21 protein-coding genes are annotated in these 23164 nt (G+C 37.1%); 20 read left to right on the top strand and 1 reads right to left on the bottom strand.

The genetic code is table 11. From position 1 onward, the window contains the following. The first annotated feature begins 88 nt into the window (after window positions 1–88). From QGM71_RS12575 to QGM71_RS12500, 16 genes are all read left to right on the top strand, one after another. Entirely contained in the window at window positions 89–1357 is a 1269-nt protein-coding gene (locus QGM71_RS12575) for a helix-turn-helix domain-containing protein (protein ID WP_327607905.1), read from the top strand. A gap of 22 nt (window positions 1358–1379) precedes the next feature. After that, a complete protein-coding gene (locus QGM71_RS12570; RefSeq protein ID WP_327607904.1) occupies window positions 1380–1520 on the top strand; it encodes a hypothetical protein in 141 nt (46 codons plus the stop codon). Window positions 1521–2036: 516 nt separating this feature from the next. Then, a complete protein-coding gene (putP, locus tag QGM71_RS12565) occupies window positions 2037–3557 on the top strand; it encodes a sodium/proline symporter PutP (protein WP_327607903.1) in 1521 nt (506 codons plus the stop codon). A gap of 217 nt (window positions 3558–3774) precedes the next feature. Next, window positions 3775–4065, top strand: a complete 291-nt coding sequence (gene gatC / locus QGM71_RS12560; protein WP_327607902.1) for an Asp-tRNA(Asn)/Glu-tRNA(Gln) amidotransferase subunit GatC — start codon at window positions 3775–3777, stop codon at window positions 4063–4065. 12 nt (window positions 4066–4077) lie between these two features. Beyond that, the gene (gene gatA / locus QGM71_RS12555) at window positions 4078–5544 is read left to right on the top strand and encodes an Asp-tRNA(Asn)/Glu-tRNA(Gln) amidotransferase subunit GatA (RefSeq protein ID WP_327607901.1); all 1467 of its coding nucleotides are present in this window, start codon (window positions 4078–4080) and stop codon (window positions 5542–5544) included. Continuing rightward, entirely contained in the window at window positions 5544–6974 is a 1431-nt protein-coding gene (gatB, locus tag QGM71_RS12550) for an Asp-tRNA(Asn)/Glu-tRNA(Gln) amidotransferase subunit GatB (RefSeq protein ID WP_327607900.1), read from the top strand. Before gatA ends, gatB begins: the two co-directional genes overlap by 1 nt. A 174-nt stretch (window positions 6975–7148) precedes the next feature. Beyond that, window positions 7149–8054, top strand: coding sequence for a diacylglycerol kinase (locus QGM71_RS12545; RefSeq protein ID WP_327607899.1), 906 nt, complete (start codon window positions 7149–7151; stop codon window positions 8052–8054). 97 nt (window positions 8055–8151) lie between these two features. Continuing rightward, window positions 8152–9789 (top strand): helix-turn-helix domain-containing protein, encoded by a 1638-nt coding sequence (locus QGM71_RS12540; RefSeq protein ID WP_327607898.1) that lies wholly within the window; start codon window positions 8152–8154, stop codon window positions 9787–9789. Between the two features lie 77 nt (window positions 9790–9866). Beyond that, window positions 9867–11318 (top strand): aldehyde dehydrogenase family protein, encoded by a 1452-nt coding sequence (locus QGM71_RS12535; protein ID WP_327607897.1) that lies wholly within the window; start codon window positions 9867–9869, stop codon window positions 11316–11318. A 29-nt stretch (window positions 11319–11347) separates the two neighbouring features. Beyond that, window positions 11348–12220 (top strand): NAD(P)-dependent oxidoreductase, encoded by an 873-nt coding sequence (locus QGM71_RS12530; RefSeq protein ID WP_327607896.1) that lies wholly within the window; start codon window positions 11348–11350, stop codon window positions 12218–12220. A 37-nt stretch (window positions 12221–12257) separates the two neighbouring features. After that, window positions 12258–13064: a DUF3100 domain-containing protein gene (locus QGM71_RS12525; RefSeq protein WP_327607895.1), complete on the top strand. Its 807-nt coding sequence runs from the start codon at window positions 12258–12260 to the stop codon at window positions 13062–13064. 13 nt (window positions 13065–13077) lie between these two features. Then, a complete protein-coding gene (locus QGM71_RS12520) occupies window positions 13078–13533 on the top strand; it encodes a hypothetical protein (RefSeq protein WP_327607894.1) in 456 nt (151 codons plus the stop codon). A gap of 196 nt (window positions 13534–13729) precedes the next feature. Further along, on the top strand, window positions 13730–15112 hold the full coding sequence (gene rlmD, locus QGM71_RS12515) for a 23S rRNA (uracil(1939)-C(5))-methyltransferase RlmD (RefSeq protein ID WP_327607893.1): 1383 nt from the start codon (window positions 13730–13732) through the stop codon (window positions 15110–15112). A 955-nt stretch (window positions 15113–16067) separates the two neighbouring features. Next, the gene (locus tag QGM71_RS12510) at window positions 16068–16595 is read left to right on the top strand and encodes a hypothetical protein (RefSeq protein WP_327607892.1); all 528 of its coding nucleotides are present in this window, start codon (window positions 16068–16070) and stop codon (window positions 16593–16595) included. A gap of 163 nt (window positions 16596–16758) precedes the next feature. Continuing rightward, the gene (locus QGM71_RS12505; RefSeq protein WP_327607891.1) at window positions 16759–17178 is read left to right on the top strand and encodes a hypothetical protein; all 420 of its coding nucleotides are present in this window, start codon (window positions 16759–16761) and stop codon (window positions 17176–17178) included. Between the two features lie 681 nt (window positions 17179–17859). Then, window positions 17860–18081 (top strand): hypothetical protein, encoded by a 222-nt coding sequence (locus QGM71_RS12500; protein ID WP_327607890.1) that lies wholly within the window; start codon window positions 17860–17862, stop codon window positions 18079–18081. A 263-nt stretch (window positions 18082–18344) separates the two neighbouring features. Here the strand turns inward: QGM71_RS12500 and QGM71_RS12495 are convergent, their stop codons facing one another. Then, window positions 18345–18899, bottom strand: coding sequence for a hypothetical protein (locus QGM71_RS12495; RefSeq protein WP_327607889.1), 555 nt, complete (start codon window positions 18897–18899; stop codon window positions 18345–18347). 192 nt (window positions 18900–19091) lie between these two features. On the opposite strand from QGM71_RS12495, the gene QGM71_RS12490 reads away from it, so the two are divergent. From QGM71_RS12490 to QGM71_RS12475, 4 genes are all read left to right on the top strand, one after another. Beyond that, on the top strand, window positions 19092–19358 hold the full coding sequence (locus tag QGM71_RS12490) for a hypothetical protein (protein ID WP_327607888.1): 267 nt from the start codon (window positions 19092–19094) through the stop codon (window positions 19356–19358). A 49-nt stretch (window positions 19359–19407) separates the two neighbouring features. Then, window positions 19408–19806 (top strand): hypothetical protein, encoded by a 399-nt coding sequence (locus QGM71_RS12485; RefSeq protein WP_327607887.1) that lies wholly within the window; start codon window positions 19408–19410, stop codon window positions 19804–19806. Window positions 19807–19924: 118 nt separating this feature from the next. After that, window positions 19925–20605 carry a hypothetical protein gene (locus tag QGM71_RS12480; protein ID WP_327607886.1) on the top strand — a complete coding sequence of 227 codons (681 nt, stop codon included), beginning with the start codon at window positions 19925–19927 and terminating at the stop codon, window positions 20603–20605. Between the two features lie 894 nt (window positions 20606–21499). Beyond that, complete coding sequence (locus QGM71_RS12475) at window positions 21500–22960, top strand: hypothetical protein (protein WP_327607885.1); 1461 nt, start codon at window positions 21500–21502, stop codon at window positions 22958–22960. Window positions 22961–23164 lie beyond the last annotated feature (204 nt).

The raw sequence follows: 23164 nt of genomic DNA, 5'->3' as shown, positions 1-23164 counted from the left end.
TTATTTTCCCAATATGAATTATCTGAAATTATGTTATAATAAGACTATACAACGTAATATAATTCTAATAGATGTTAGGGTGGGTATATTGATAGAAATAGGGTCCTTTATCAAACTACAACGCACTAAACAAGAGATGACACAGGGAGATCTAGCTCAAGGAATTGTTTCCTTATCCTATTTATCAAAAATCGAAAATCTCAAGACAGAAGCCAGCCCGGAAATTATTCAAATGTTATGTACTCGCCTGGGAATCCAAGTAGACAATTCATTGGATTCAACCATCAATGAAAAATGCAAGCAATGGTATGGCATGCTCTTTGAAGTAAATGACAAGAAAAAAATCATTACTACATATGAAGAAATCCAAACATTAATGGATTCGAACTTAACCGAGAGCTTGCTACTATTTGAAATACACAAGATCAGGTACTATCTGGTTTTAGGTGATTTTGATGAAGCGTTAAATAAAATCAATGAGTTAAAAGAAATTTCCGGTACCTTTGATAATTTACATTTGTATTACTGGTATAAATTCAGGGGTAATTACAGTTCTTCCAGTGGCGAGTTTAACCAGGCGATGCGGATGTATAAGCTGGCAGAAGAAAAAATCAATAAAATAGAGATTACTGAGGAAGAATTGGCGGATATACAGTATATTATTGCTGTAACGCATAGTAAGTTGCGAAACACCCTGGAAGCGATTGAGTATGCAGATAAAGCGCTGGATATTTTCATGAAGCAATACAACTTTCTCCGTTGCGCTCAGGTTCATAATATAATGGGCATATCTTACCGGCGGATTAAAATGTACGATAAAGCGATAAAGAATTTTAATTTAGGCTTACATTTAGGAAAATTAAATAATAACAGGCAGCTGATACAGCTGACAAATCAAAACCTGGGACATTTGTATTCTACTAAAGGCGAGTCGAAGGAAGCGATTAAACACTTTCGGGAAGTTTTGGATGACGAGCGGGCTCAGTTGCTAGATCATTTAAACTCTGTAGCGTCTTTAGTTCGTGAGTATTATAATATAAAAGATTTTGAACAAACAAGTAAAGCTGTAAAACATGGTTTTCAACTTACCAAACAGATTAAAAACGTTGAGCAATACAGGATTTTCTATTATATATTATATACCTATGATTATTTGTTGAAAGAGGATTACGAGAAGTTTGAAAAACTAACTATTCAGGAGTTTATTCCATATCTACAGAAACATAAAGATTTTGTTAACATAATAATTTACTCGGAGTTGCTAGCCGGTCATTTTGAAGGTATAAATAAATATAAAGACGCAGCAAAGTATTATAAAGTGGCTAATTTTGCCTATGAGCAGATTACAAATATATAGATTAATTTAAGGAGGGGATAATATGAAGAAGTTAATTTCGGGTATTGCTATTGGCGCATTACTTGTATCAGGGATTTTGTTCACTCAACTAGAGGATCTCGCTCACGTTGGGGAAAGAGAACCAAGTATTTATTCAGTTGAACAACCTAGCTACTCCATTTAACTGGAAGAGCTAGTCAATAATTTTTTACCCTATTACTATATGATTGATTGGCCCGGGACGGCGTGGAACCTGTCCCGGGTATTTTTTTGCATTTTTCCTTTAAAAAATAAATTTTTATAAGAAATTTTATTTGGGGGAAAATAGTAAGGTATGCGGAGTTATTTAAACGCTAACCTAAAATAGTACTACGAGAGCTATTATAATTACTTTAATCCTTTTATATGAATGTTAATACTCGTATATAGCTGTATATGCTGTTTTTAGTTTGAAAAGATTAATATAATCAGCTGTTTGGCTGTTATCAGCAACTTGAAAATAATTTCTATATGTGAAACTATAGTCGATGTGCTTTTATAGTAATAACATAATTTTAAACTTGGAAAACATTTGGAAAGAGGTGGAAAGATGGAGGAGTTTGCTATAAGGGGTGCAACCTGGTTTTGGCTGTTTGTACCGATGCCTATATTAATTCTACTATCGATCATTACATTGTTTACAGAGAGGAGAAAGTAGCAAGTGGGTATTATAACATTAATTACTTTTATAGTTTATTTATCAGGAATGCTGGCAATTGGCGTTGTCATGTACCGTATGACAAACAATCTGTCCGATTATGTATTAGGCGGCCGTAACTTAGGTCCAGGAGTGGCAGCACTAAGTGCGGGTGCATCAGATATGAGTGGTTGGCTCCTGCTTGGATTGCCTGGCGCTATTTATGCTTCTGGTATGTCGGAAGCATGGTTGGGAATAGGGCTGGCAACGGGTGCTTACTTGAACTGGCAGTTTATTGCCAAAAGACTACGCGTTTATACGGAAGTATCAAATAACTCGATTACGATTCCGGATTTTTTGGAAAACAGATTTAAAGATACGTCGCATGTTCTTCGCGTCATTTCAGCCTTAGTAATTCTATTATTCTTCACTTTTTATACATCCTCAGGAATGGTCGCTGGTGCTAAACTCTTTGAAGCATCTTTTGGACTTTCCTATCAATCAGCATTATGGATTGGAACCATTGTTGTTGTTTCCTATACATTGCTTGGAGGCTTTTTAGCAGTGGCATGGACGGATTTTGTTCAAGGTATATTGATGCTTCTGGCATTGATTATTGTCCCGATCGTTGCGCTTAACCAAATGGGGGGATGGACAGAAGCGGTACAGGCAGTTGGTGAAATAGAAGCCTCTCACTTGAATATGGTTCAAGGTGTTGGATTAATGGCGATCATATCATCCCTGGCTTGGGGACTCGGTTACTTTGGTCAACCACATATTATTGTGCGTTTTATGGCTTTACGTTCAGCTAAGGATGTTCCTAAAGCACGCTTCATCGGAACTACTTGGATGATTCTTGGATTATATGGAGCCATTTTCACTGGTTTTGTGGGACTAGCGTTTATTAGTACACAGGATGTCTCAACTTTAAGCAGCTTTGGCATCCAGGTCATTACCGAAAATGGAATACAAATGTTAGACGATCCGGAGAAGATCTTTATCGCATTTTCTCAAATTTTATTCCATCCTGTTGTCGCAGGTGTTCTGTTAGCTGCGATTCTCTCAGCAATTATGAGTACAATTGACTCACAGTTACTTGTATCATCATCAGCTGTTGCAGAGGATTTCTACAAGGCAATTTTCCGTCGTAAAGCTTCAGGAAAAGAGCTGGTGTGGGTAGGGCGTATTGCAACCTTATTCATTGCGTTGATTGCAGCTGTTATTGCAATGAACCCGGAAAGCTCTGTTTTAGAATTAGTAAGTTATGCATGGGCAGGGTTCGGTGCTGCATTCGGTCCAATAATTATACTTTCACTATTCTGGAGAAACACTACCCGGAACGGGGCAGTAGCAGGAATTATAGTTGGTGCAGTAACGGTCATTGTTTGGGGTAATTACTTATCAGGTGGAATATTTGATATGTATGAGTTACTGCCTGGGTTTATACTCAATCTGATTGTAACAATAGTGGTCAGTATGATGGGTGAGCCGGCATCTGGAGTGAAAACAGAATTCAGTGAAACAGTCGCAAAATTGAAGGAATAAGAGATAATCTGATCCACCTCTTTAATGAAGTAAAGAGGTGGATTTTTGATTATAACTAACGTTGTAGGTGAAGCCTGTATATAAAGGGCATGTATATCATTGTTCTTAGTTGCTTATTGTTGACCAATTCTGCTATTATCAATAGTGTTATAATAGTGTATTGGAGTAATAAAAATATCTAACTAAATAGTTAAAATCCGTTCTGGAGGTGCAGGAAATGGCAGATATTACAAAAGAGCAAGTAAAGCATGTTGCACACTTGGCAAGACTTGCTATTACAGAAGAAGAAGCTGAAATGTTTACAGACCAATTAAGCTCGATTATTTCATATGCAGAACAATTGAATGAACTGGATACAGAAGGTGTTGAACCAACTACCCATGTATTGGAGATTAAAAATGTGCTGCGCAAGGATGAATCTAAACAGTGGATCACCCAGGAGGAAGCGTTGAAAAATGCTCCTGATAAAAAGGATGGTCACTTTCGCGTACCATCTATTTTGGAGTAAGGAGGGAATATCATGTCATTATTTGACCATAGTATTAAAGAATTGGAAGCGATGTTACATAACAAAGAAATTACTGTTCAGGATTTAGTTGAAACTTCCTATAATCGAATTAAAGAAGTGGACGGGCAAGTAAATGCATTCTTAACCCTGGACGAAGAAAATGCACGTGCCCAAGCTAAAGAATTGGATAATATGGACGATAAATCACAAAGCCTGTTTGGGATGCCGAGTGGGATCAAGGACAATATCGTTACGAAAGGCTTACGTACTACATGCGCAAGTCAGTTTTTGGATAATTTTGATGATCCATTATACAACGCGACGGTTGTTGATAAGTTACACAAGGAAAAGGCAATCACTATTGGAAAACTAAACATGGATGAATTCGCAATGGGTTCTTCAAACGAGAATTCAAGCTATACACCAACACGAAATCCATGGAATAAAGACTATGTTCCTGGTGGATCAAGTGGCGGATCAGCTGCATCTGTTGCTGCGGGCGAAGTTATCTTCTCATTAGGTTCTGATACAGGTGGTTCGATCCGTCAGCCTGCTGCCTTTTGTGGAGTTGTTGGATTAAAACCTACATACGGCCTTGTATCACGCTTTGGTCTAGTTGCATTTGCATCCTCACTGGATCAGATCGGACCAATCACAAGATCCGTAGAAGATAATGCGCGTGTATTAGAAGTTATTGCCGGTCATGATAAAATGGATTCAACGAGTGCGGATGTTGAAATTCCTTCCTACACAAAAGCTTTAACAGGAGATGTTAAAGGTCTGAAGATCGCTGTACCTAAGGAATACCTTGCAGAAGGGGTTACTCCAGAGGTTAAAGAATCCGTGCTGAATGCTTTGAAAGTGTATGAATCATTGGGAGCAACATGGGAGGAAGTCTCGTTACCACACTCAAAATACGCATTATCAACTTATTATCTTCTTTCTTCTTCAGAAGCTTCTGCTAACCTGGCTCGTTTTGACGGGGTGCGTTACGGAGTAAGAACTGAGAATGCGGATAATATGATCGATATGTTTAAGAAATCCCGTAGTGAAGGTTTTGGTGATGAAGTGAAGCGCCGCATTATGCTTGGAACATTTGCTTTAAGCTCCGGTTACTATGATGCCTATTACAAGAAAGCACAGAAAGTACGGACATTAATTAAAAATGATTTCGATAAAATATTTGAAGACTATGATGTGGTAATTGGACCAACTACCCCAACACCAGCGTTTAAAGTCGGAGAAAATATTGACGATCCTTTAACAATGTACGCGAATGATATCTTAACCATTCCGGTAAACCTGGCAGGAGTACCAGGGATTTCCATCCCTTGTGGTTTCTCAGAAAACGGATTGCCATTTGGATTACAGATTATCGGAAAGCACTTTGATGAAAAAACCGTTTATCGTGCTGCCCATGCGTATGAGCAAGCAACTGATCACCATACAAAACGACCTCAATTAGGAGGTGCCAACTAATGAATTTTGAGACAATTATTGGACTAGAGGTACACGTAGAATTAAAAACAAATTCGAAAATATTCAGCCCAAGTGTGAATGCTTTTGGTACAGAGCCGAATACGAATGTTACACCAATTGACCTGGGCTACCCTGGTGTTCTTCCTGTATTAAATGAAGAAGCTGTTAACTTCGCGATGAAGGCTGCAATGGCACTTAATTGTGAAATAGCTACAGACACGAAGTTTGACCGTAAGAACTATTTTTATCCGGACAATCCAAAAGCATTTCAAATATCACAATTTGATCAGCCGATTGGAGAAAATGGCTGGATTGAAATAGAAGTCAATGGTAAAACAAAGCGTATCGGTATTACCCGCCTGCACCTGGAAGAAGATGCAGGAAAACTAACGCATGGAGATGACGGTTATTCACTTGTGGACTTTAACCGCCAGGGAACCCCGTTAATTGAAATTGTTTCTGAACCTGATATGCGTTCACCAGAAGAGGCGTATGCCTATTTGGAAAAACTGAAGAATATTATTCAATATACAGGTGTTTCCGATGTGAAAATGGAAGAAGGGTCATTACGTTGTGATGCCAATATTTCATTACGTCCATATGGACAGGAAGAGTTCGGTACGAAAGCAGAGCTGAAGAACTTAAATTCATTTAGTTTTGTACAAAAAGGAATGGAATTTGAGGAAAAGCGTCAGGAGAAGGTTTTATTAGCTGGAGGGGAAATCCTTCAGGAAACCCGTCGTTATGATGAAAAAACGAAAGAAACCATTCTAATGCGAGTTAAGGAAGGATCGGACGATTACCGTTACTTCCCAGAGCCGGATTTAGTACCATTGTATATTGATGATGCATGGAAAGAACGTATCCGCAGCCAAATACCAGAGCTCCCGGATGCGCGTAAGAAACGGTATATAGAAGAATTGGGACTGCCGGCGTATGATGCTGGAGTGCTGACCAATTCAAAGCAAATGGCAGACTTTTTTGAAGCAGCTGTCCAAAAAGGTGCAGATATAAAACAAGTATCAAACTGGCTGATGGGTGAACTCTCAGCCTATATGAACAAACATTATAAAGAACTGAATGACCTGGCAATAACACCAGAAGCATTAGCGAAAATGATCAATCTAATTGCTGATGGAACCATTTCATCTAAAATAGCCAAAAAGGTATTTGCTGATTTAGTTGAAAATGGCGGCGATCCTGAACAGATTGTTAAAGACAAAGGACTCGTCCAAATATCGGATGAAGGTCAGCTTAAAGAGATTATCTCAAAGGTTCTTGATGATAATGAGCAATCTGTTACAGATTTTAAAAATGGAAAAGGTGCAGCTCAAGGTTACTTGGTTGGACAAGTAATGAAGGCAACTAAGGGCCAGGCTAATCCGCCAATGGTCAATAAAATACTTTCAGAAGAGCTGAATAACCGATAAAATGACCAATCAGACTACTGCCACTTCATCCGGCAGTAGTCTATCCATATTTAGCCTCTTTTCAAATAGTGTAAAAAGGGCTATGATATTGGTTATACTTTAATTACGATAGTAAGACCAATATCCATACATCATAGACCTTGCATAGTTGTGAAGTAATGGGGAGGGAATGGAATGAAAAAAGCCCGAATCATTTATAATCCGACATCCGGACGAGAGGTATTCAAAAAAGAATTACCGACAGTTTTAGAGCGATTTGAGATTGCTGGGTATGAAACATCAACACATGCCACCACGAGTGAAGGTGACGCGATAAAGGCTGCTCAAGCAGCTGCTGAAAGACAATTTGACATAATCGTTGCAGCAGGTGGAGACGGCACGATTAATGAGGTTATTAATGGAATCGCTGAACAGAGCTACCGGCCGAAGCTGGGTATTATTCCAACTGGTACTACAAATGACTTTGCCCGAGCATTGAGCATTCCAAGGACTATAAGCAAAGCAGTAGATATCATTTTAGCAGATCAGTCCATGTTACTGGATATAGGAAAAGTAGATGATCATTACTTCATGAACATAGCAGCCGGAGGGAAGCTGACGGAACTAACATATGAGGTCCCGAGCAAATTAAAAACGGTAATTGGGCAACTGGCTTATTACATGAAGGGGATCGAAATGCTCCCATCAGTTAAGCCAACCCGGGCGAAAATTGAGTATGATGGCAAGATTATTGATGAAGACATTATGCTCTTTTTAATATCTAACACAAATTCAGTCGGTGGTTTTGAAAAATTAGCCCCTGAAGCTAGTCTGAAGGACGGCTACTTTGATATGCTCGTATTAAGAAAAACCAATTTGGCAGAGTTTATCCGTATAGCTACATTAGCATTACGGGGGGCTCACTTAGAAGATGAAAATGTAATTTATGTTCAAGCAAAACATATAAAAGTGTCAACTGATGAAAAAATGCAATTAAATGTAGATGGTGAATTTGGAGGCTTATTGCCTGGGGAGTTTACCAACCTGCAGCAGCATATTGAATTCTTTGTGCCGGATGAGTTTGCGGAATTAAACAAATAATAAAGTTAAGAATTCGAATAACTGGAATACCCCTGAAGTTAGTGTATCAACCTACACCTGCTTTGGGGTTTTTTCATACAATGGCGGGGTGAAAGTGATGAATGATCATCGTAACTTAGTAGATATAAATAAGGCAAAAAAACTTCTTGAGATTAATAAAATGTTAACACAATCATTAAAAATAGACGAAGTTCTTCGAAATGTAATTGTAGCGGCAAATGACCTTATTGATATTTCCGATACACTGATTATCTACTTGTATGATGAGTCTGCCAACAGGCTTCGACTAGCTGATGGTGAGGGGATTCGAAGAGAAATGCTGGAGAATATTGCATTCTCTCCAGGGGAGTCTATTGCCGGGAAAGTCTTTGTTGATAAAAAGTCAAAATTATTTATTTCCGAAGAAGAAATAGACTCCTATATGCGGGATATGTCTGAAGCAAATTATCATTATTATTTTGAAGGCGTATACAGACGGAAAATTAAAAGTGCCTTTTGTGTGCCTATTTTAACAAAAGATCGTTGTTTAGGCGTACTGGTTGTAAATAATTTCAAGCAGGATGGAGTGTTTACAAAAGAAGACATCCAGGTTATTGAGATAGTTGCAGACCAGAGTGCGATCGCTATCGATAACTCCAGTATGTATCACAGTTTGAAAGAGAAGAATAATTTATTAACACAATCGATGGATATTCACAACCAGTTTTATAAGATGATTATTGAAGGGGGAGGCGTTGAAAGGGTAATCCGCTTGCTGGAGTCCATCATTCACTCAAAGGTTACACACCATTCTACTGCTTTCTACGAGGATAAAGATACCCTGTTCCCTATTGTACGAGGTAAAGAAGTATTAGGGATTTTAGAACTGGAAAAGTCATTTTATTTATTTTCTCCTATGGATCAAATAGCAATCAAACATGCCAGTTTAACTTTGGCATTGGAGTTAGTTAAGAATAATGCGATCCATGAAAAGGAACTTCATTTTCGGTCGGAGGTATTTAACCAGCTCCTGGAAGGGTTATCGAATGATGATTTAGACCGTGCCCTTACTTATATTCAATGGAAGGAAGACTGGATTCTGCAATGTATTATTATTGAAGGGGAGAACGGCCCGTTATGGGAGCAGGAAAAACTAACAGATAAAGAATGGTTTATTCGGTCCATTGAGCAGATCGTTACTTCTATCGGTATCTACAGTGTCGTCTTTACAAGAGCTTTTCAGGTAATAATTATTGTACCGACCATCCAGGAAAATGTGGTTCATAAAATTATAAAAAGTATTAATGCTAAATGGGGAGCGAAGAAGCAGCTACTGTTTGGCATAGGGAGAGAAACAACGATTCGTAACTTATCGCTTACATATAAGGAAGCATTACGTTCCGTCGCATTTGCGAAATCCAATAAAGATTCAACGGTTGTGGAATATGCCAAATTAGGTATTGAAAGATTACTTCATGAGGTTGACCCAGCAACAATTGAAATGTTTATGCATGATAAGCTAAGTGAGTTATTCAAAATGGGCAGTTCATTCATGGACACACTAAAGTGTTTTATTGAGCAAAATAAAAATCATAAAAAAACAGCAGAAGTACTGCATGTTCATCCAAACACCTTATATTACAGACTGAAAAAATTAGAAGAAGTCCTCCAAATTGATATAAATAATGAAAAACAATGGTTGGATTTAGTTATCGCAATGAAACTATTTATGGCAAGCAACAAAAAAGATGTGTAAACTTTGTTGCTTGCCATATTTAATTCTATAATTTAGAGTATTATAATTACTTTATACACTATTAAGGAGGCATACAAATGACAGAGACTTATTATAATTATATTAATGGTGAGTGGGTAGCATCAGCGACAGGCGAGCTATACAAAAGTATTAACCCTGCTGACACGGAGGAAGTGCTTGGATTATTCCAGCAGTCTAATGAAGATGATGTAGAATTAGCTATTGCCGCTTCTGAAAGCGCTTTCGGTGAATGGACTGATACGCCGGCACCCAAACGAGGCAATGTTTTATTTAAGCTTATTCAATTACTGGAAGAACAAAAAGAAGAGCTTGCTGAATTAATAACAAAAGAAGTAGGTAAATCATTACGTGAGGCAAGAGGAGAAGTTAATAAAACAATTGAAGCAATGAAGCAGTTCAGTGGGGAAGCAACCAGGCTGAATGGTGAAACCGCACCATCACAAAATAACAATATACTGGGTTACACCATAAGAGAACCTTTAGGCGTAGTTGGTGTAATTGCACCGTATAATTTTCCTTTGGGCATTGGAATCTGGAAAATAGCCCCAGCCATCATTGCTGGAAATACAGTAGTGTTTAAACCAGCCAGTAATACATCTTTAATCAGTGTGAAAATTATGGAGCTATTTGAACAGGCTGGAGTTCCTGCCGGGGTTATTAATATGGTGACAGGACCTGGCAGTGCAGTAGGTGGCGCCATTGGGAACCATCCGAAAATACAGGCAGTCTCCTTCACCGGATCAACGGACGTTGGACTAGCATTAGGAAAAGCAGTTACTGCCCGCGGAGCAAAAATGCAAGCAGAGATGGGCGGAAAGAACCCGGCAATTATTTTAGAGGATGCTGATATAGATCAAGCGATTGAGAGTATTGTAATCAGCGGGTTTTTAGATAACGGACAACGTTGTACAGGAACGAGCCGCCTTATTGTACCAAGAACAATTGCGAAAGAAGTTACAGAAAAACTAGTTAAACGTGCTGAGCGTCTTGTGGTTGGCGAAGGCTTTGGTGAGAATGTGGATAGTGGTCCAGTAGTAGATCAAAACCAATTAAACACCTACCTGCATTATGTGGATATATCATTGAAAGAAGGCGCTAAGCTGGAGAGTGGCGGTAAGCGATTAACCGATAATGGAATGGATAAAGGTTATTTCGTAGCACCTACTGTATTCAGCAATGTAACGAAGGATATGACCATTTTCCATGAAGAAATCTTTGGACCGGTGATTGCAATTATCGAAGTAGACACATATGAAGAAGCTTTAGAACTGGCTAACGACAGTGAGTTTGGACTTTCCTCAACGATCTACACAAATGATCTGAAGAAGGCATTTCATTTTGTTAGAAAGATTGAATCAGGCGTTACGCATGTCAATATGCCATCAACCTACTTTGAAAATCAGTTCCCATTTGGGGGGAAAAAAGCATCGAGCATGGGTCCGCGTGAACAGGGATCAACAGCGTTGGACTTCTGGACCGATTATAAGACGGTTTATATTAACCCATAAGAAAGGCATCTAAAGGGAGGACTGATCAGTTGAGAAATATAGGAGTTGTAGGCTGCGGCCTGATGGGGCGTGGCATTGTTAAGAATCTATTAGAAAATAATTATAAAGTTTCTATCTATGACATTGATAAAGCTGCAGTCGGAAGATTAGAGGAAATGGGTGCAACAGCATCAGCCAGTGTAAAGTCGATGGCAAAGGAAATAGACTGCTTGATTTTATCATTACCTTCTCCAGCATTAGTTCAGAAAACACTGCTGGAGGATGGTGCAATAAACGAGCTGAAGGCAGGATCCACTGTACTGGATATGAGTACAAACGATGTAGAGATAACTAGAAACCTAGCACAGCATGCAAAAAAAAGTGGAATAGAATTGTTTGACTGCCCCTTAAGTGGAGGTCCAGCTGGGGCAGAAAATGGTACACTTACCATTATGGTGGGCGGAAATGCAAAAGCATTTACTGGGATTGTCCCCGTATTAAAAGCGGTAGGTGAGCATATCGAATATGTAGGACCAAGCGGTGCGGGACAAGCTGTTAAGTTATGTCACAATATGATTGTAGGGGGGGTTATAACTCTTTTAAGTGAAGCTTTATTAACTGGTGAAAAGGCTGGGGTTCCAAAAGCAAAAGTAGCATCAATATTACAGAAGGGTTCTGCGCACACCCGTGTTATGGATGTATTTGGTTCCAATATTCTGGAGGATAATTTCTCTGATATTAAGTTTTCACTTGCCAATATGACGAAGGATATTCAACTGTACCGCAATCTTGCCGAAAGAGAACTTATACCCACTTTTGCAAGTCAACCATCCCACCAGATTTACCAGCTTGCTGCGAATAAAGGAAAGGGCGCGCTTGATGCAACTGCAATCTATGAAATGCTGGATGAATGGGGCGGGTGACTAGTAAGTATACGAAAATGAATGGAGGGAAATCAGTATGAGTAGTGAAATGTTACATGGATTATGGAAGGATTGGCGGCTGCATGCCATCGTGCTACTGACGGTGGTACTGACAGAAGCAATTGGTACTTTCAGCTTTACAATTGGTCCAGGTGTCATCATGTTATTGCCAATGCTTTATGCACTGATCATCGGGTTAATTTTATACTTTACTCCAGTAGTTAAAGAAAAACAGTCAAAAAATGCAGAGCCAATCATTGTATTGGGGGTAGCATTACTATTAGCAAAAATCGGTGTAATCATTGGTCCTTCCATGCCGGAACTAATTGAAGCAGGACCTGCGTTATTGCTTCAGGAATTAGGTAACTTAGGAACAATCCTAATTGCACTCCCAGTGGCAGTATGGCTTGGATTAAAAAGAGAAGCTATTGGCATGACACACTCCGTAGCACGTGAACCAAATGTCGGTTTAATTATGGACAAGTTCGGCATTAACTCACCTGAAGGCCGGGGAGTAATGGCAGTATATATTTTTGGAACCGTTTTCGGTGCCGTGTTTATGGGCCTTATTGCTGGATTCTTAGCCACGTTAACACCATTGCATCCACTTTCGTTCGCAATGGCAACTGGTATAGGCAGTGGCAGTATGATGGCCGCAGGAAGTGGTTCATTAATTGCAGCATTCCCTGCTATGGAAACCCAAATTGTGGCGTTTGCCGGAGCTAGTAATCTGTTGTCATTATCAACAGGGCTATATGTAAGTATCTTTATTGCTCTGCCGTTAACAGAAAAGTTATATCGAGTAATGACGAAAAGACGTGAAGAAAAAGAATCTGCAAAATAAGGAGGGAACTCTCGTGTTATTAAAAAATATACAAGAATGGACATTAATATTGCTGATATTTGGCTTCACTGCCCTCTTAGGTAACTGGGCGGGGTACGACATCATGCCATTAGCAGCCGTTCCCGGAATGATTGTCCTCATCTTAATCTGTTTAGCAGGGTTTATTTTAAATAAAATAATTCCGTGGAACTTTCCAAGTGTTGCCTATATCGCAATAATTGGCGTTATTGTATCCATGCCATGGATGCCAGGATCAGAACTGGTTGTAACATGGACTAATGAAGTACAATTGCTTGCTTTAGCAACACCTATTCTTGCTTATGCTGGTATCGCAATTGGTCGTTCATGGACCGACTTTATGAAGCTGGGATGGAAAACAATTGTAGTAGCAAGTCTTGTTCTGCTAGGTACATTTATAGGATCAGCGCTTATTGCAGAAGTAGTTTTACGTATGCAGGGAATTATATAAAAAATAAAAAAGTTATTCTTAATACTTATACTCCTTTTCATTTAGTTAATAATATCATCATCATCCTGAGGGTATTATACTGAATTAAAGGGAGTATTTTATTTGGTTTACTTTTGCTTACACCTATTTTCTGATATAAACCGGTTAGATATGATAAGATGAATATCACAAAACACGTACATAAAGGAAGATACTTATGTCTAAACAAGCAGCACCAGTAAAAAAGAATGAAACGATCACACTCACGTTCGAAGACCTCACCCATGAAGGAAATGGTGTCGGGAAAATTGGTGGCTATCCGCTATTTGTTCCCTATGCATTACCTGGTGAAGAGGCGACTGTAAAGGTCGTTAAGGTCAATAAGAACTTTGGATTTGGAAAATTACTTGAGGTGAAGCAATCAAGTAAGGACCGTGTGGAGCCACCATGCAATGTTTATTATCAATGTGGAGGCTGTCAGCTCCAGCACATGAGCTATGACCTGCAACTCCAGATGAAGCATAATCAGGTGAAAAGTGTTATGCGGAAGATTGCCCATCTTGATCATGTACCCGTTCATCCAACGATCGGTATGGATGACCCGTGGCGTTATCGTAATAAAGTTCAGATCCCTGTTGGTGAAAGGGACGGAGAATTGATTACAGGCTTCTACAGAATGCGAAGTCATGAAATAATTGATGACATGGAAACCTGTGTGATTCAAGATGAATTAAATGATCGTTCGGTTCATGCTGTACGCAGGATTGCAAATCGACTGGGTATTAAAGCATACGACGAAAAGAAAGACCGTGGCGTCTTACGACATATTATGGTGCGTACGGGAAGAGAGACAAATGAAACGATGATCGTTCTTATTACACGAACGGAAAAGCTGCCACATAAAGAGGAACTTATTCGTGAACTGACCGAAACATTCCCACATGTAAAATCAATCGTTCATAACATTAATAACAAGCGGACAAACGTTATTTTAGGAAGAAAGACAAACGTAATCTGGGGAGAGGAATATATTTACGATACAATCGGAGATATTCGCTTTGCTATTTCCGCCAAATCATTTTATCAAGTAAACCCACCCCAAACGAAAAAGCTGTACGATAAGGCATTGGAATATGCTGCAATTGGAAGTGATGATGTTGTTATAGATGCTTATTGCGGGATAGGAACTATTTCCCTATTCCTCGCACAAAAGGCCAAAAAAGTGTATGGCGTGGAAATTGTGCCAGAAGCAATAAACGATGCCAAGAAGAACGCAGAATTAAATGGCATCACAAACGCAGAATTCGTTGTCGGTGAAGCCGAAAAGGTAATGCCGCAGTGGAAAGCACAAGGACTGAACCCAGATGTTATTGTAGTTGATCCTCCACGAAAAGGCTGTGAGGTTGATTTTCTACAGGCAATGATCGAAATGGAGCCGAAGCGCATTGTCTATGTATCATGTAATCCATCAACATTGGCCAGAGACCTAAGGATTCTGGAAGATGGCGGATATGAGACCCTAGAAGTCCAGCCAGTTGATATGTTTCCGCAGACAGGGCACGTGGAGTGTGTGTCGCAGATAGTTCGTCGTGATGTCTAACTAAAAAGTAAATCACCTAAACATAATATACATTTCCGATTCCACCCCTGATTTCGTAATAATAAACATTTCCGATTTCGGGATTGGATCCAATATTTTCTCGGGTTTTTTTCAATAGAAACCCGGGATTTTTCATGTCCAAATCAATACATTTCAATATCTTTTTAATAGTTTCTTCATAAATTAATTACAGCTCAATCCATTGTCAATACTGGGTTTGTCCAATATCCCACTCAGGATTTTTGTCAACAAACCATCCAAAATCTATTAAAATACTAACCCATATTTTCTTCCTTCCTTTTCCTTCATTCTACTATCTTTCTGTTACGCAACATTCTCGGAGATTTCTATTTTAACTCTGAAAAAAAGGTGAAAAAACAGGTGAAAAAGCGGCGGAAAACGGCAAAACTTTATCATAAAAGTATGAAAAAGTGGGGTTCTGTCGGAAAACTTTATTTTAACTGAAACGGTGGAATGCGGGTTTGGGGGGAGGTTTTCGGTGATTTATAAAAAGGTTGTACATAGTAGAGAAAAGAATTCAGTTGAGTTTGTAATATTTCATCCATAATGTGGAAATGGAAATAAGAGAAAGAAATGAATGAATTCGATTAAAGGTTCAGCTATAATTTCTGTTTGAAAAAGATTAACCGATTGCATATCCGATTTTGATATTCAAAGCTATAATACTTTTTTAAGAAAGGCTAATTCATGGATTAGTCTTTTTTTATGTTCAATCACCAAAATGTGACTTTGCAGGCAACCCTTTAAAACTCTTATCCAGATAAAATGAAAACATAGAGTTAAGCAAATGTATGGAGGTTTAACCATTTACATAAGATTTAACTCAATTACTGATCAAGAGGAGGAGCTCAAATAGAAAACATCCGGGAATAGTAATACTTTAACGTATAGGATCTAAAATAAAATATATCAATTATAAAGAAGGGGCGATTTTATGAGACTAAATGATAAAATTAATCACATTAACGAAAGAAGGGATTTCCATCAACTTCATTTCGAACATGAACCACATGTTAGAATTCAACTCTTTTGCCATTTATTTGCAGCATTAGGTTGGGATGATACTAATCCATCTCAAAGTCGTTTTGAACGTCCAGGGGTTGGAGAAAATGCTGCAACTGGTGTCTACTTAGATCATAAATTAAAACCAATAATCCTTTTCGAGACAAAAGGAATCAAAGAAAACATAGATACTTACATCAAACAAACTAGTGAGTATTACACAGCTGAAGAATCAATTAAAGTTGCCATCCTAACCAATATGGTTGATATGTTCTTCTTTTCAGATTTTGAAACACGAGGCATAATGGACGAATTTCCGTTTTATAAGATTAATTTTCCATCTATCACTCCACAAGACATCGACTTTTTGGAACTTTTTCAAAGAAACTATTTTTTAGATTATCATAACGAACTTTATGCCAAATGGAAGGAACAACATCCCCTTTTAAAAGATATATAATACCTATCTAGGTTTCATTAAGATGAAATTAAAAGTGTTGGACTAAAGGGAAATTCATTGTACAAAGAAAATTTGGGGAGTGTAGACGGGTTAGAAAATTTGCAGGTAATGAATATAAAAAGAAGTGAGATAAAAATTAATTAAATAGAATGGAGTTGCACATATGGATTTGATTAACGGATTAAATAGAAAATACATTGAAGGGTCGGATGTAGAGTATATATATTACAGCAAACACATGCTAAAGGATAATTTAATTATTCTTGCAAATACGTTACCATACGAAGATTGCTCCAAAGAATCAGGGTGGAATGTTGAAATATGGGTAGAAGTTAAACATTATAATGATATAGATGCCGTTTCATTTACAGTGTACCAAGGAGATTATTTACAAGATATTCAAGTTTATAGAATTGTTAAAGATATCTATGACTTATACCTTGACAATGTATTATCGGAATTTCTGACAATAATTGATGATATAAGTGTAGGTTTCCAATCACAATCTATGCAAAGTAAGAAGGAATACGCAATTAGTGTCAGAAATAGGATTTTATCAGAATTTGAAAAGACTAATTGGTAACGGACTAATAGATGTTTGTGGATCATTATCAACCATTATTTCAACTACTATTAATCCCATCCTATTTCAGTATTAATCAATGTAAGCAACGGGTAACCCATACCTACTATTTTGATATGGGTTGCCTAATGCCTACAATAACTTAAAATCAAATATTATCCTGTTTTTTCATGAATGATTTTATTATGACAGTGTATGCTGTGAAGGTTTCTTCTTAATTAGAGCTGAGTTAAGGAATGAATTGCACTACTTAATAAAGTCGGCTTTATTATTTAATTGAAAAAAGTGTTGATTCTCCGTATTTATCCAACCATTCATCAATTTCATGGATTTTATATAAACCTTTTTCAATAAAGAATGCAAGAATCGAATCAAGGACAGTATTTTCTTTAGCTAGGGAATACCCGGCTATTCTTAATAACTTTTCAGTCTCTTTGATGTCTAGTTTGAATGCTATAGAAAGACATAATAGTTTCCCCTTTGATGGATGAATTCGGCTATTTATTACTTTGGATTTATATTCCTTATTAATCCCCGCAATAGTAGCCCTCCCGATAAATTTCGGATCCTCCTTTCGTTTTACTTCATATAAATCTCTTATGCAATCTCCAATTGTTTGGGCATTTTGTACTGTTGTAATTGGACCTCATGTTAGCTGGAGAATATGTTGAGAATCTTACTATGAATCGTGTTTACCCAATTATGGAAGATGAAGAATTGGGCGACTTTCTAATAGTTAATGATAAAGGCCAAGTTATTGTTCAGTTTGACTTATCTATTCCTTGTAATTATCTGAAAAAGATGGAGGAGAAGCATATAGGTAATAGTGATGAAACACCTTCAAGCAATGTTGTTTCTTTTTCGGACTATAAGAACAGAAGGAGTAATAGTAAAAAGGGATAAATAAATATTTACCTGCAAATTAGTTATCCTACATACTCTCTTGAAACTAAGTTAGTTTCGAAGCGGGAAAGGGACGGAGAGAAGAATGGTCGAAACATTATGTACTCCGATGTTTATTTGACCTTTGATAGCGTCTCGTGGGTTTTTACTATTCTCCTAATTTTTCCATATATAAAAAATAAATTCGATGTTCTAATGGTAATAAATTTATTAAAGGAGCTAATCCATGGATGGTTGGCTCCTTGTTGCAAAACTTGTTGCTACTATTTTATTGAAAACATAACTGGTTCATTATACTCGTCTAAATACTCATCAATCTCAGTGATTTTATAAACACCTTTTTCAATAAAGAAAGCAAGGATAGTGTCAAAAACAGTATTTTCTTCGGCCAGCGACCATCCAGCCATTCTTAATAACCTTTCGGTTTCCTCCGTGTTTAATTTGAATGCTATAGCTAAACGCAACAACTTGTCTTTGGCAGGATGAATGCGGTTATTTATTAATTTAGATTTATATTCTTTATTTATGCCCGTCATAGTAGTCCTGCCAATAAGTTTTGGGTCCTCTTTTCCTTTTTCCTCATATAAGTTTGCCACATATTCTCCGATTGTTTGTGCTTTTCTTGCCTTTTCTACCCGTTTATCTAATTCTATAGAAAAATCCCCATGAATTTTTCTGAAAATCGCATTTGGTTTATCTTCTACTTTCGGACTATTGAAATCATCAGGAATATTGAGAGAGTTGACTAAATCAATAATCTTATTGTTTTTTATAAATAAATCTAACTCAGCTTTAACATCACTAAAGTTATTTTTCATATAAATTCCTCCGAAATAAAAGTATTAACTCCGAAATAAAAGTATTAATTTGTGACTTGCCACGTCACCATTATACACCATTGCCTATATACAATAGAAAATAGAATTCAAGAAGCTAGAGCAATGAAAGGAAGGTCAGATTGTAAGTTTCCTGGATTTACATTGTAAATAATAAAAGTTGGAGGAATTGAAATGGATAAGGAAATGATAGAGTTTACCCTCTGGTATGACAGTTATAATCGTTGGGCTAAAGAAGATTTGTCCTATGTGATAAATGCAAATGAGATTTCAGAAGCAGTTTACTTGGGTGATTACACTATGACAATCAAGGGAGTCAATGTAGATAAGGTGGATAACGATGAACTCATGGATAAACTAATCCAATATGAAAAGGTTCATCCTAATTTTAGCCGTGGTGATAAAGGTGATATGAAAGTTTTCTTCAATTTTAAGATATAAAAATGCTGAAACACATTTTACTGAAGGATATGGGGAGGTTGAAAAGGTTTTGATCTATGATTTTAATGATGAAACCTTTGCGGATCAAGAAGACTTGGAATTGAGGCTAGTATATGAATATTGTGATGGAGACATATTGGAGCTTAGTGAATATATGAAAAAAACCATCATAAAAGTCGAGTCCAAGTCAGTGAGCTTGGATGAATTTGATGGTTCGGGTTGGTACACGGATTACCCATTCGAATATCAAGAAATATTTAGAATTCAGGAAATAGATGATGTTACTGTTAAAGATAAATATTTACTAATGTACACCACCGAACACCCAAAATATATACCGACTGGAAGAATTCTAAATTTGGGAGAAGTTCAGCAGTATGTTGAGAAGCTAGAATGTGATATAAACGAATACATGAAAGAGATAGAAAAGCTAACAATTCAATCTTAGAACAAAATAATGAACTAAGAAGTGAGTAGTAGTAGCCGAGCGAGTGTTACACAAATGAAAGTAGGAGCTGCAAATCAGTTATCTTGGATTCATATAAAAATAAAATGGAGGATTTGAAATGAGCACAAAAATGGTTGTAAACAAATTAGATAATGGTTATGAAAGTGCAATTAAAGCAATGAAATCAGGAAATACATTTATATGTAGACTGGTTAATTGGAGTCTAATCTTAGTCAATTTGAATAAGGTTGGAACAGGCTTTACAGTGGTTTACTATGACCCTTTGGATATGGTTTACCTTGATCAAAATATAGATAAAGCGACATTCCATGGTGTGTATGAAGAAATGTATAAACCTGTCGCTAGTGAGTATTTTGAGGTCATAGCTGCTGGTGATGTTGAAACGGTTGATGATTGTGAAAGAATCATAGCATCTTTACCTATCCCAGAGAATGGTGCTAATCATGAAAAAATAAAGAAATTTCTTGATACCAAAAAGTTGAAGTTTCCATCAAGAAAAGCAAGTTTTGTACTATTTCCAAAGGTTACAAAGGAGAAATCAGTGACGAATAAAAGTCTAGCATCGGTAGTAATTGAGTCGTTGGGTGATTTTATACAACAGTATGTTGAATACGGAGAAAATGAAATCACTATGGAGGTCCGGGATGTTAATGCGAAGATAAACGGTAAAGATTTAATAGATTACATTAAAGGTGTACTAGAGGACAATGGGTTTGATAGAGAAAATATCCGATTTTTCTTTGGAGATGGACATTGGATGACAGTGTACATAAAATAATGTGAAGTAAAATGGTAGCATTTGAGGAAAAGGGGAAGGAATTACTTCCTCTTTTCCTCCACAGTATTCTTTAAATATTTTATCTTAAAGTATGCATTTTTAAGGAGTATTGTTAGGAATCTATCAAGCATTTAAAATTTAATTCATATGAAGATTAAACTGATTGGAGAGATTAAAATTACAATCACTCTATATTGCCGACAAAGGCTCACACCGTACAACGATGGCAAAAGTAACAAACGTTGAATATATGATTGCGGATGTATGCGTAATGGAAAAGCAAAAAACATTTGGATGTTCAGATCCTGTTGTTGATACTTTGTCAAATTAAATAAGGATAAGTGTTTATAAGGAAATCAGGAGTAATTCGACTTGTTCGACTTGTTACATAATCCAGGTGAGTCTCCTGTTTGTTGTAAAACTTCAATGAAGTTCCCACTCTTTACTCTTAACACATTTAAAATGTCCTAATCATAGTATGTTCCGCTAATCTGATCAGCGTCTTAAAGCTGGTCTCTATTATATCATCTTCTATAAAGGAATAAATATTTTCCCATAAACCTTTTGATTAAATAAGTTTTTATCTAAGGAACTATTAGAACCTCCTAAGACGTGTATAGAGGTAAAACCATAGTCATGAGCAAGTAGAATAAAGACAAAACAAATAGAGCATTAGAAGTCATCTATGATTTTCTATAAAAAGGAGGTTTTTATATTGTGAGTTTAGCCGAGCAATTATTTCATAATCAAGATTCAGAATCTGAACGAGCCATTGCGGAATATCATAAAAACCATAAGGAAAAATTGATTAAATATCCAAATATGATTCCTACATATGATCAAAAGACGAAGAAAGTATATTGTGTTTACAAACCAAGGAGCGTAGACGACTTATTGGAGATAATGATTGGCCTTTCAACTGAAGATGTTGACAGGCTGCTAAAGAGGTATGGTTTTTTCGAACATCGACATTATGTTTATAAGCGATTACAATTAACAGAGAAGAATAGAAATAAGAAAAATAAGAAATCCACTAAATCGACTGAATCTACTATTTCCCCAAAAACCACTGTTAGGGTAACTGAGAGTCAGAGTAAAAACATTTCTCAAATGGCCAATTTCTTTTCATTTGCTTTTGATACTGATGCCGATGTTTTTGTTCATCTTTTGAACAAGGAGACTAAGGATACCTACTTCTATCCAATAGATACCCTTAAAGATAAGATAAAGCTCTCCGCAATTTTACACTCCTACACTTTTAGTCGTAATGTAGACCTTATGTATTCCCTGTCCACTTACAAAACAATGAAAAGTGCAACGGATGAGAATGTGTTCTCTATCCCTTTGATACAGATAGATGTAGATTACAGAAAAAGTTCAAAGCACAAGGGAAAGTCACCTCAGCAAGTATGGCAGTCAATTCTTGAATCTGAGGTTGGGAACACAATTCCGTATCCATCAGCTATTGAATATGGTCACCAACTAAGATTGCTATTCAAAATTAAGGACCTATACGTGAAAAAAGGTTCCGAAGCATCAAAGAATATAGCAAGAAGGATTTCAAAAGTGTTTGCCAAAAGATTATCCAATTATGGGGCGGAAGCTCAACCTATCACGTCTCATGGACGAATTGCAGGCAGTATCAATAGCAAAGATGGCAGCACAATCCAAATTAAGCAGTTTGGCTATGAGTATGAGATAGAAGAGATAAAAGAGAAATGGCTAGATCCACTACCAGATTGGTACTTGGAATGGAAATCAAAGACAAAGAATAAAGACAAGGTCGTCCCTCTTCTTAATACTTTTACCCTCAACAAAAAAAGATTAAGAGATTACTTCCGGATTGTCGAGTACTTTAATGGAGACTTGGATGGAAGAAAGTTCTTATGCTTCATGGTCAGATCACATGCTCTTTCGGCTGGATATACCCCTATGGAAGCCAAGAACTTAATGCTTGAAATAAATGACCACTTTAAAATCCCACTAAAATCACACCTCATCGAACAAAATACCCGAAATGTAGAGCGTAAACAGTACTTTTATAAAAACGAAACAATTTTAGAATGGCTCTGCATTACTCCAGAAATGGAAGAAAAAATGAAGTTGGAGACAATTATAAGCGATACAGAGAAAAAACGAAGGAACAGGGTGAAGAAGGTAAGACAGTATAGAGAAGACACATACGGAGACCCAAACATCAGTAAACGGGCATTAATCGAGGTAGAAAAACAAAAAATAAAAAGCCTTTTAGATGAAGGTTTGAAGAAAAAAGATATATGTAATATATTGAGGATTCACCCTAAGACACTACAAAGACGGATCATAGAATTAAAAAGCGAAGGCTCCCTTCAATAGGCTGGCCTTCGTTTTTTATTCTGGTTGGTTATGAAGTATATTTTGTAGTTGGTTATCTCTATTAATAGTGGACAATTTTTTCATCTTATATGGGGGAGCTTATGTGGAACAACCGACCACATAGGTTTTACCTGGTAACTAACTAAGATGATCTACACCTCAAATACACTAAATACGGAGAAATGATCTAGCTTATTTCCTCCA

Source organism: Virgibacillus tibetensis, assembly GCF_036026595.1.
Lineage (GTDB): Bacteria > Bacillota > Bacilli > Bacillales > Amphibacillaceae > Virgibacillus_P > Virgibacillus_P tibetensis.
This window is presented reverse-complemented; position numbering and strand designations above follow the sequence as displayed.